This window comes from Streptacidiphilus sp. MAP12-33 (assembly GCF_041261265.1).
In the GTDB taxonomy this organism is placed as follows: Bacteria; Actinomycetota; Actinomycetes; order Streptomycetales; family Streptomycetaceae; genus Streptacidiphilus.
Genome location: NZ_JBGCCA010000008.1, coordinates 22487 through 32973 on the forward strand (window position 1 = coordinate 22487; position 10487 = coordinate 32973).

General features: G+C 72.4%; 9 protein-coding genes and 1 pseudogene. 8 read left to right on the forward strand and 2 right to left on the reverse strand.

Annotated features, from left to right (window positions below):
• Positions 1 to 13: 13 nt before the first annotated feature.
• On the reverse strand, positions 14 to 1294 hold the full coding sequence (locus ABH931_RS10340) for an MFS transporter (RefSeq protein WP_370112043.1): 1281 nt from the start codon (positions 1292 to 1294) through the stop codon (positions 14 to 16).
• 172 nt (positions 1295 to 1466) lie between these two features.
• Between ABH931_RS10340 and ABH931_RS10345 the strand changes: the two genes are divergently transcribed.
• From ABH931_RS10345 to ABH931_RS10365, 5 genes and pseudogenes are all read left to right on the forward strand, one after another.
• Positions 1467 to 2159, forward strand: coding sequence for a TetR/AcrR family transcriptional regulator (locus tag ABH931_RS10345; RefSeq protein WP_370112044.1), 693 nt, complete (start codon positions 1467 to 1469; stop codon positions 2157 to 2159).
• Positions 2160 to 2300: 141 nt separating this feature from the next.
• Positions 2301 to 3815, forward strand: coding sequence for an MFS transporter (locus ABH931_RS10350; RefSeq protein WP_370112045.1), 1515 nt, complete (start codon positions 2301 to 2303; stop codon positions 3813 to 3815).
• Between the two features lie 337 nt (positions 3816 to 4152).
• Positions 4153 to 5346: an RtcB family protein gene (locus tag ABH931_RS10355; RefSeq protein ID WP_370112046.1), complete on the forward strand. Its 1194-nt coding sequence runs from the start codon at positions 4153 to 4155 to the stop codon at positions 5344 to 5346.
• A gap of 180 nt (positions 5347 to 5526) precedes the next feature.
• A pseudogene (locus ABH931_RS10360) lies at positions 5527 to 5688 on the forward strand (MerR family DNA-binding transcriptional regulator); the annotation flags it as partial.
• A gap of 28 nt (positions 5689 to 5716) precedes the next feature.
• Complete coding sequence (locus ABH931_RS10365) at positions 5717 to 6091, forward strand: hypothetical protein (RefSeq protein ID WP_370112217.1); 375 nt, start codon at positions 5717 to 5719, stop codon at positions 6089 to 6091.
• Here ABH931_RS10365 and ABH931_RS10370 read toward each other — a convergent pair.
• Positions 6060 to 6800: an SDR family NAD(P)-dependent oxidoreductase gene (locus ABH931_RS10370; protein ID WP_370112047.1), complete on the reverse strand. Its 741-nt coding sequence runs from the start codon at positions 6798 to 6800 to the stop codon at positions 6060 to 6062. The two genes, ABH931_RS10365 and ABH931_RS10370, sit on opposite strands and share 32 nt — an antisense overlap.
• A gap of 134 nt (positions 6801 to 6934) precedes the next feature.
• On the opposite strand from ABH931_RS10370, the gene ABH931_RS10375 reads away from it, so the two are divergent.
• The 3 genes from ABH931_RS10375 to ABH931_RS10385 all read left to right on the forward strand — a co-directional run bounded on the left by ABH931_RS10375 (position 6935) and on the right by ABH931_RS10385 (position 10366).
• The gene (locus ABH931_RS10375; RefSeq protein ID WP_370112048.1) at positions 6935 to 7642 is read left to right on the forward strand and encodes a response regulator; all 708 of its coding nucleotides are present in this window, start codon (positions 6935 to 6937) and stop codon (positions 7640 to 7642) included.
• Between the two features lie 124 nt (positions 7643 to 7766).
• The gene (locus tag ABH931_RS10380) at positions 7767 to 9965 is read left to right on the forward strand and encodes a sensor histidine kinase (protein WP_370112049.1); all 2199 of its coding nucleotides are present in this window, start codon (positions 7767 to 7769) and stop codon (positions 9963 to 9965) included.
• A 194-nt stretch (positions 9966 to 10159) separates the two neighbouring features.
• Positions 10160 to 10366 (forward strand): hypothetical protein, encoded by a 207-nt coding sequence (locus ABH931_RS10385; protein WP_370112050.1) that lies wholly within the window; start codon positions 10160 to 10162, stop codon positions 10364 to 10366.
• Positions 10367 to 10487 lie beyond the last annotated feature (121 nt).

Sequence of the window (10487 nt, forward strand, 5' to 3'; positions counted from 1 at the left end):
GCGGATGGCCCTGTCAGTTCGGGGACTCACCGCCCACGGTGGCTTGCCGCGCAGTTCCCCGCGCCCCTGGTGGTGTCACTTCCGTTGGTGCAGAACGCATCAGCACGCGCCGGCCCAGCACGGCCGTCAGCGCGAGGCAGATGCCCGACACCGAGAAGCCCGCACGCGCGCCCGCGTGCTCGATCACCGCGGCGACGGCGAAGCCGGTGAGTGGGACGGAGCCCGGGAGGGCCATCGACCACAGGCCCATGACGCGGCCGCGCATCTGGGGCGCGGAGCGCAGTTGCGCGAGGGTGTTGGCCGAGGCGATGAACCAGATCGAGGTGAGGCCCGTCAGGGCCATCGCCGCGACGGCGAGTGGCGTGGTCGGCGCCCACGCCGTCAGCAGGACGGACGCGCCCGTCGCCAGCGCGAGGACCCCCACGCGACGCCCGGTGGGCTCCGGCGAGCCCGCCGCGAGCAGCGCGCCGGGGAGGCCCCCGACGCCGAACGCGGCCAGCAGCGCGCCGTAGCCGCCACCGCCGAGGTGCAGCGCGCGTTGTGCGAGGGTCGGCAGGGTGAGGTTCATCGTGAAGAGGATGCCGCCGGCCGCGGCCATCGGCAGCAGGACCCGCAGCAGCGGCGTCGACCAGGCGTAGCGCAGCCCGGCGCGCACCGCGCCGGCCTCGCGCCCCGGGCGGGATGACGGCGCCCCGGCCGTTGGGGGGACGCGGAGCCGGCGCAGCACCAGCAGCGGGGCGAGGTAGGCGAGCGCGTTGACCAGGAAGCACCAGGTGGCGCCGGCCGTCGCCAGCAGCGCGCCGCCGAGCGCGGGCCCGAGGACACGGGAGGCGTTGAGCGCCACCTCCCACAGGCCCACGGCGCTGGCGACCGCGTCCGGGCCGACCAGATCGACGACCATCACCTGACGTGCGGGGCCGTCGACGGAGGAGACCACGCCGTAGCCGAGGGCGATCGCCAGGATGGTCCACACACCCAGGCTCCCGGAGGCGTTGAGCGCGGCGAGGAGCAGGCCGAGCACGAGCATCAGCGACTGGGTGACCAGCAGCAGGCGGCGTCGGTCGTGCCGGTCGACGAGCGTGCCCGCCCAGGGGCCGAGCACCAGCAGCGGTCCCCACGAGCAGATGGTGAAGGCGCTGAGCCAGAACGCGTCCCCGGTGCGCTGGAGGATCACCCAGGAGAGTGCGACGCCCTGGGTCATCGCCCCCGACGCGGAGGTGATCTGACCGGCGAACCACCACCGGAAGTCCCGGCGCTGCAGCGCCGCCCCCACTCTGACCAGCGTGTTCCGCATTGATCCTCCCCGGCGCCCGGTCGAATTGGACTAGACCTTATCTCCTTTTAAGAAATGTGACGCAGGTCACACTCGTAGGGGGGATTTCCGGGGACTCTCTCCCCGTTTAGCTGTTTGAATGGAAAGCGGGGAGAAGCTCCCCGGTTCAGCGTCACAGGAGGAAGGAGTCGCCGTGGCCCAGGTAGCCGTCACCGAGAAGCAGCCCGCCGCGGGGCTCCGCCGGCGAGCCGACGCCGCCCGGAACCGGGCGCGCATCCTCGAGGCCGCGCAGGACGCCTTCATCGAGCACGGCGCGGACGTGCCGCTCGACGAGATCGCCCGCCGCGCCGGGATCGGCAACGCCACCGTCTACCGGCACTTCCCTGACCGCGGCGCGCTCGTGCGCGGCGTCGTCCTGGAGGTCATGGAACGAGCCATCGGCGTGGCCGAACGGGCCTACGCGGAGGAAAACGATCCCTTCGAGGCCCTGAGCCGCCTCGTGCACGACTCCGTCAACTGGAGGATCGGCGCCCTGTGCACGATGCTCTCCGAGTGGACGGACCTGGAGGAGCCCGAGGTCTTCGCGACCAAGGAGCGCCTCGACACCATCGCCCAGACCATCGTCGGTGCCGCGCAGGCGTCCGGCAGCATGCGTGAGGACGTCGGCAGCGACGACGTCTTCATGGCCGTCGCCCAGCTGGTGCGACCGTTCCCCGGCGCCTCGTACGACAGCCTCCAGCCTTTCGTGCACCGGCACCTGCAGTTGCTGCTCGACGGTCTCCGGGCACCCGCCCGGACGCCGCTCCCGGGCAGCCCGCAGACGCTGGAGGACGTCCGCCGCGAGTGCCTTCTCTCCCGCGCCGCGCGGCGCATCTGCCGGCAATGACGCCGTCGTCCTGATCCGCCACCTCTCGACTTCACCGTTCCACATGCGCGCCGGCATGCCGCGTCCGCGTTTCTGATCCATCACCGTCACCTTCGGCCCGCCGACCGTGGGCTCTTGCCGTCCTGTTACGGGGAAATACTCATGTCTGCTTCCGCACCGGCCGCGCCTGCCGACCAGGCCCAGCCAGATCCACGGCGCTGGAAGGCGCTCATCTTCATCGCCATCGCCCAGTTGATGGTCGTCCTCGACGCCACCGTCGTGAACATCGCACTTCCGCACGCTCAGGCGGACCTGCACATCTCCGACGCCAACCGCCAGTGGGTGATCACCGCCTACAGCCTGGCCTTCGGTGGTCTGCTGCTCTTCGGCGGCCGCGTGGCCGACCTGTGGGGGCGCAAGAAGGCCTTCATCGTCGGCCTGATCGGCTTCGCGCTGGCCTCGGCCATCGGCGGCGCGTCGGTCAACTCCGGCATGCTGCTCGGCGCCCGCGCCCTGCAGGGCGTCTTCGGCGCGCTGCTGGCCCCGGCCGCGCTCTCGCTGCTCGCCGTGACCTTCACCGAGGCCAAGGAGCGGGCCACCGCGTTCGGCATCTTCGGCGCCATCGCCGGTGCCGGCGGCGCCGTGGGTCTGCTGCTCGGTGGCGCGCTGACCGAGTACGCCAACTGGCGCTGGGCCCTGTACGTCAACATCGTCTTCGCGATCGTCGCGGTGGCCGGCTCCATGGTCTTCGTGCACGAGCGTGAGGACGAGCGCAACCGCAACCGCCTGGACATCCCCGGCGTGCTGCTGGCCACCTCCGGCCTGGTCGCCCTGGTGTACGGCTTCACCAAGGCGGAGGAGTCCGGTTGGGGCTCCGGCATCACCATCGGCCTCTTCGTGGCCTCCGCGCTGCTGCTCGCGCTGTTCGTCCTGGTCGAGTCCCGCACCAAGGCCCCGCTGCTGCCGCTGCGCGTCGTGATGAACCGCAACCGCGGTGGCGCCTACCTCGGTCTCGGCCTCGCGATCATCGGCATGTTCGGTCTGTTCCTGTTCATGACCTACTACCTGCAGGGCATCAAGCAGTACAGCCCGGTCATGACCGGCGTCGCCTTCCTGCCCATGGTCGTCGGCATGATCACCGGCTCCACGCAGATCGGCGCGCGGCTGATGAACCGCGTCCCGGCGCGCTGGCTGATGGGCCCGGGTCTGTTCGTGGCCTCGATGGGCATGCTGATGCTCACGCAGATGCACGTGGACAGCAACTACTGGACGCTGATCCTGCCGGCCGAGTTCCTGCTCGGCATCGGCATGGGTACCTCGTTCATGCCGGCCATGAGCCTGTCGACCCTGGGCGTGCAGCCGCAGGACGCGGGTGTCGCCTCCGCGATGATCAACACCTCGCAGCAGGTGGGCGGTTCCATCGGCACCGCACTGCTGAACACCATCGCCGCGAGCGCGACGGCCAGCTGGCTCACGGCGCACCACCTGCCCAAGGGCACGCCCAACCCGCTGGCGGCGGTGCACGGGTACGACGTGGCCATCTGGTGGGCGGTCGGCATCATGCTCGCCGCCTCGGCGCTGGTCTTCATCCTGGTCAACGCGGGCCGTCCGGACCAGCACGTGGTCGCCGGCTCAGGCGCGGACCAGGACGCGAGCGTCCCGGTCGTCATGCACTGACGCACAACTGACGCATCGTCAACGACGAGGCCCCCGACCCTCCCGGGTCGGGGGCCTCGTCGTGCGAAAAGGCGTTGCGGCGCCCTGCGGATCCATGGGTAGATAGGCGCAGCGACCGGACGTGACAGGCCGGTCCCCGAGGCGGTGGAGAGGAGGCAGTCCCATGCGGGTCGAGAAGCAAGGCCGGTGCCACATCAGCACCGAGCACGCCTCCCTGCGGCGACGCCCCTCCACCGTCCGCGGCTTCCGCCGCTGAGGCGGCGATCCCCGCGCGGTCCCGCCACACGGCGACCGCGCGCCCCAAGACTTGTAGCCTGTTCCCAGGAGAACCCTTCCCATGTCGTACACCGAGATTCCGGGCATCAACGTGCCCATCCGCATGTGGACCGACCCCGCGACGGTCGAGGGCCAGGCCCTCCAGCAGCTGCGCAACATCTCCTCGCTCCCGTGGATCCACGGCCTCGCCGTCATGCCCGACGTCCATCTGGGCAAGGGCGCGACGGTCGGCTCCGTGATCGCCATGAAGGGCGCGGTCTGCCCGGCCGCCGTCGGCGTGGACATCGGTTGCGGGATGAGCGCGGTCAAGACCTCGCTCACCGCCCGTGACCTGCCCGACGACCTCAGCCGACTGCGCTCGAAGATCGAGCAGGCCATCCCGGTCGGCCGCGGCATGCACAGCGACCCGGTCGAGCCGGGCCGGATCCACGGCTTCGCCACCGGCGGCTGGGACGACTTCTGGTCCCGCTTCGACGGCCTCACCCCGGCGGTGAAGGCACGCCGCGAGCGCGCGCTGGCGCAGATGGGTTCGCTCGGCTCGGGCAACCACTTCATCGAGGTCTGCCTCGACAAGTCGGGCGCGGTGTGGCTGATGCTGCACTCGGGTTCGCGCAACATCGGCAAGGAGCTCGCTGAGCACCACATCGGCGTCGCCCGCTCGCTCCCGCACAACCAGAACCTGGTCGACCGCGACCTGGCGGTCTTCATCGCGGCCACCCCGCAGATGCAGGCCTACCGCTCGGACCTGTTCTGGGCGCAGGAGTACGCGAAGCGCAACCGCGCGGTGATGATGGCGCTCTTCCAGGACGCCGTCCGCAAGGAGTTCAGCCGGGCCAAGGTCACCTTCGACCAGGTCATCTCCTGCCACCACAACTACGTGGCGGAGGAGCGGTACGACGGCGAGGAGCTGCTGGTCACCCGCAAGGGCGCGATCCGCGCCGGTGCGGGCGACTACGGGATCATCCCGGGGTCGATGGGCACCGGCTCGTACATCGTCCGCGGCCTCGGCAACACGGACGCCTTCAACTCCGCCTCGCACGGCGCGGGCCGCAAGATGTCCCGCTCGGCGGCGAAGCGGAAGTTCGGCGTGCGGGACCTGGTCGAGCAGACGCGGGGCGTGGAGTGCCGCAAGGACTCCGGCGTCGTCGACGAGATCCCGGGCGCGTACAAGCCGATCGAGAAGGTCATGGCCCAGCAGACCGACCTCGTCGAGGTCGTGGCGCAGCTCAAGCAGGTCGTCTGCGTCAAGGGCTGAACTTTCGGAGCCCGTAGGTGTGCGGGCGCGAGCCGTTCCGGCTCGCGCCCGCACCGTTGTTTGGGGGACGCGGAGGGTTTCACGACGCACGACGGCGAGGACAGCACGTTCCGCCGGCGGCTGGAGAGCCGGGAGCGACCGACTTGACCTTGTCGCAACGTCAAGGTTTCTCATGGAGTCATGAGGATCGGAGAACTCGCCGCCGTCGTCGGCGTGACCACGCGGGCCGTGCGGCACTACCACCGCGTCGGCCTGCTGCCGGAGCCGCCGCGTCAGCCGAACGGCTACCGGGAGTACTCCCTGCGGGACGCCGTCGAGCTGGCCCGGATCCGGCGGTTGACCTGTCCTGGATGTCTGGGGCGCCTGGTTCGTGCTCGCCCTGCACCTGTCCTGCGTCGTGCGTCCGCACGTCGTCCACGCCGACGGCTCGCTGCGGCTGCGCTACGGCACGCTGCTGGACATCCGGGTGCCCGCCGCCGCGATCGCCTCCGCTCGGATCGAACGCCGCTTCTCCGGCGGCAGGTTGGCGAACATCGACGCGGACGGGCAGGTGGACCTCTCCGTCGGGAGCCAGTCCACCGTGCTGGTGGAGCTGACCGAGCCGCTCGCCTTCGTCCGCCCGTCGGGCCGTACGGCCCAGGCGCGGTCCTTCCGGTTCCACGCCGAGGACCCGGCCGCGGTCCTCGCTGCCCTCGGTTCCCGGGGCGTGGCCGTCAGACCAGGTGGCGGCCGCCGTCGACGGTGAGGACGTCGCCCGTGGTGTAGCCGGCGTCGACGAGGTGGAGGGTGGCGTCCGCGACGTCCTCCGGGGTGCCCACGCGACGCAGCGGGGTGTGGGCGGTGATCCAGTCGCGCGAGCTCTCCCAGACCTCGTCGGCCTCCGCGTACCAGGGGGTGTCGACCAGGCCGGGTGCCACCGCGTTGACGCGGATCTCGGGGCCGAGCTGGGAGGCGAGCAGCCGCGTCATGTGGTTCACCGCCGCCTTGCTGACGGCGTAGGGGACGGAGCTGCCCATCGCGCGGATCGCGGAGACTGAGGAGATGTTGACGACGCATCCGGCACCGGAGGCGCGCAGGTGGGGGACGGCGGCGGTGGTGAGCTGCCAGGTGCCGATGACGTTGACGTCGAAGATCTCCCGCCAGGCCTGGGCGTCGGCGGCGGCGAGGTCGTCGAGTGGGATGAAGCGGGTCGTGCCCGCGTTGTTGACCAGGATGTCCAGGCGTCCGTAGTGCTCCACGGCCTGCGCCACCAGGCGCTGGGCGTCGGCGGGGTCGGCCACGTCGCCCTGGAGGTAGAGGGCGCCCGGCAGTTCGGCGGCGAGGGCCTCCCCGGCCGCGCGGCTGCGGGCGGAGTTGACGACGACGCGGATGCCGTTCGCGGCCAGCCGCCGGGCGACGGCGGCGCCGATGCCGGACGACGAACCGGTGACGAGTGCGACGCGCTGTTCCGACATGGGTCCCCCTGTGGTCCGTGGCTGCTCGCCCGACCATACCTTTCGTATCGCGGAAACCAAATTCCATTTTCCTGGATCACGCCCCATGTGACAGCGGAAGGTGACCGTGTACTGACTTTTAGTAGCATGGCCGCGTGGACAGCGACCTGGACCGGAGCGGGAACGGAAGCACGGCCGTACGGGTGGTCGTCGTGGACGACCACCCACTGTTCCGGGAGGGGCTGCGTGCCGCGCTGGAGAGCACGCCCGACGTCCGGGTGGTCGCCGAGGCCGAGACGACCGCCGGTGCCCTGGAGGTGGTGGCGGCGCAGCGGCCCGACGTGGTGGTGATGGACCTGTCCCTGCCCGACGTCTCCGGCATCGAGGCCACCAGGCGTCTGACACAGCTGCACCCCGGTCTGCCGGTGCTGATGCTCACCACCTCCGACGACGACGGCAGCCTGCTGGGCGCGCTGCAGGCCGGCGCCCGCGGCTACCTGGTCAAGGGCGCCGGACGGGACGAGGTGCTGCACGCCGTCCGCACGGTGGCGCACGGCGGCGCGGTCTTCAGCGGCGACATCGCCGCGCGGATCTCCGCGCTGCTGGCAGGTGGCGCGCGCCGGGACGCGGAGCAGCTGTTCCCGAGCCTGACCTCGCGCGAGGTCGAGGTCCTGGACCTGGTCGCCCGGGGCCTGGACAACCGGCGCATCGCCCGGGAGCTGTACCTCGCGGAGAAGACGGTCCGCAACCACATCTCGCACATCTTCGACAAGTTGAACGTGGCGACCCGTACCGAGGCCGCCGCGCGGGCCAGGGACGCCGGCCTCGGCGAGCCGTCCCGGCCGCCCGGCCCGGCGCAGTGACAGCAGTGACAGGTGAGGGACCACGGCCTCATGCGCCCGGGACATCGGCCCGACCAGAATGGCGGCTCCCCGCGGCGGACGCGGGAGGGAGCGAGAGGGGCCAGGGAATGTGCCGGGGAACGTGATGGCGCAGCCGAGCACGACGCCCGGCGACGCGTGGGCCGGGAACCAGCGGATGGGGTCCGCCTACGCGGCCTGCGGCGTCGCGCTCGGCGCCTGCTTCGTCTGGCTGGCCCTGGCCTACACGGGCCTGGGCGGCTCGCGCCTGGGCTCGCTCGACCTCGGCCTCACCGGCTCGCACATCCTCTTCATGCTGGCCTGCGCGCTGGCGGGCACGTTCAGCCTGGCCCACCCCTCGGGCGGGCCGGTGGGCCGCCTGCTGCTCTGGACCAGCACGGGCGAGCTGGTCGGGCAGGCCGTCGGCATCACCGGCGCGGCGCTCGGCTGCGGGCACGCGGTGCGCACCGGCGTCGTGCTGGTCGGCTACGCCGGGGACTGTCTGGCCATCTTCCTCCTGTACGGACTGCCGTTCTGGCTGCCCGACGGGACGCTGCCAGGACGGCGCTGGGGACGGATCCTGGTCACGGCGATCGCCGTCTGGACCGTCGGCGAGGTCTACCTCGACACCGGCACCCAGGACACCTGGTACGGCATGGCCAACCCGCTGGCCACCGGCGAGCCCTGGGTCACCGTCAAGAACGCGCTGTCGTCCGTCATCGGCGCGCCGCTGGTGTTCATGCCGGTCTCCCTGTCCGCGCTGGGCTTCCTGGTCCTCGCGGTCCGGGCCTGGCGGTGGCGATGGCGCGGGCCCGTCCGCCGGACGCGCCGGCAGCGGCTGCCCGGTGCGCTGTTCGTGGTGGTGGTCCCGTTCCTGCTGCTGACCGTGGGGAGTTACGTGGACTACTTCTTCCCCCTGCCCGCCGCCGCGATGCTGGTGGTGTTCTACACCCCGCTCGTGTTGCTGCCGTTGGGCCTGGTCTTCTTCTTCGCCCGGGACCGGACCGCCCATCTGGACCGGGCCACGCGCCGGGTGCTGGCCGTGCTGGTGACCCTCGCGCTGCTGGTGGTGGGCTACTTCGCGCTCGCGGTCGGGCTGTCCGACGTGCTGCCGGGAACCCGTACTCCGGGCGCGCTGGTGCTGGCCGTCGGCTCGCTGGTGATCGGCCTGCTGCTGCGGGCCACCGGCGGCTGGGCGGTCCGCGTCGTCGACCGCTCCTACTACGGCGACCGCGCCCGGCCCTACCACGTCGTACGGGAGCTGGCCGGACGCCTGAGCCGGACGGTGACGCCGGGCGAGGCGCCGCGGCTGCTGTGCGAGAGCGTCGTCACCACGCTCCGGTTCCCCGCCGCGCGGGTGCTGGTGCACACCAGCGGCGGCAGCCGGCAGACCGCGGCGCTGGGCGAGACGCCACCGGGCGAGCCGGGCGAGGACGCCTGGCATCGCCTCACGCTCGTCTTCGAGGGGGACGAGGTCGGCGCGCTGGAGGTCGCCGCCCGTACCGGCGAGCCGGTGCTGGACCAGCAGGACCACGACGTGCTGCGTCTGCTGGCCGACCAGGCCGCGCCCGCGATCGCCTCCCTCGGCCTGTACGAGGAACTCCAGGCCAGCCGGGAGCGGATCGTGCTCGCCCGCGAGGAGGCGCGGCGGGCGCTGCGCCGCGACCTGCACGACGGCCTCGCGCCGGCCCTGTCCGGCCTGCGGCTCCAGGTGGACACGGCCCGCGCGGGCCTCGCCGGGGACGACCCGGCCAGTGGGCGCCTGGGCGGCGTCTCCGAGGGCATCGCGGACGCGATCACAGAGCTGCGCCGGATCACCGCCGGGCTCGCGCCCGCGGTACTGGACCGGGATGGTCTCGGTCCCGGGCTGCGCGCGCTGGCGACCGGTCTCGGCGGCCGGAGGTTGGTGATCGACGTCGAGCTCCGCCCCGATCCACTGCCCGCGCTCCCCGCCGCCGTCGAGGTCGCGCTGTACCTGATCGCCGCCGAGGCGCTGCACAACGTGGTCCGCCACTCCGGTGCCTGCCGCGCGTGGCTCCGTCTCGGGGTGGCGGACGGCTCGGCGCGCCTGGAGGTCACCGACGACGGGCGGGGCCTGAACGGGACGGCCCGGCGGGCGGCCCCGGCGCGTGGGAGCGGCGGCAGCAACGGCGGCAGCAGCGGCGCGGCTCGCGCGGTCGACGGGGTCGACGGGGTCGGGCTGCGGTCGATGGCGGAGCGGGCCGAGGAGCTGGGCGGGACGCTCCGCGTTCGCGAGCACGGCCGGGGCTCCGAAGGACCGGGCGTGGTGGTGGCCGCCGAGATTCCGCTCCCTTCGGGTCGTTAGGCGCCCCACCGCCCGGTCGTTGAAGCGGCGACGGTCTTCGGGCGCGGGCGCGGGCGCGGGTGCGGGCGCGGGTGCCGGACCGGGACCGGTCCGGGACGCTGGACTCATGTGCCCGGGACCTCCGGCGGCGGAGATTCGATGGCAGAGGCCGACCCGGCCTCCCCGAACGGCGGCACCGAAGACAGGAGCAACCGATGACCGTCAATCCCACGCCCGCGCCCTCCACCGGCGGCGCGCCGGTCGAGTGCAAGCACCACGGCTGGACCTGCGCGCACGCGCCGGGGCAGATGCCGGCGGAGTGCCATCACCCGGGGTGGACCTGCGCGACCGCCCCGGCCGGATGCCACCACCCCGGCTGGTGCACGCCCGAGCCGCACGGACCGGACGAGCCGGACGACTGAACCGCTCAACCGAGCCGCACAGACCGGACGAGCCGGACGACTGAACCGCTGAAGCGAGGAGCCGCACGCCTCGCCGAGCACGCCGCTCCGGTGGACCCCTCCAGGGCCCACCGGCGCGGCG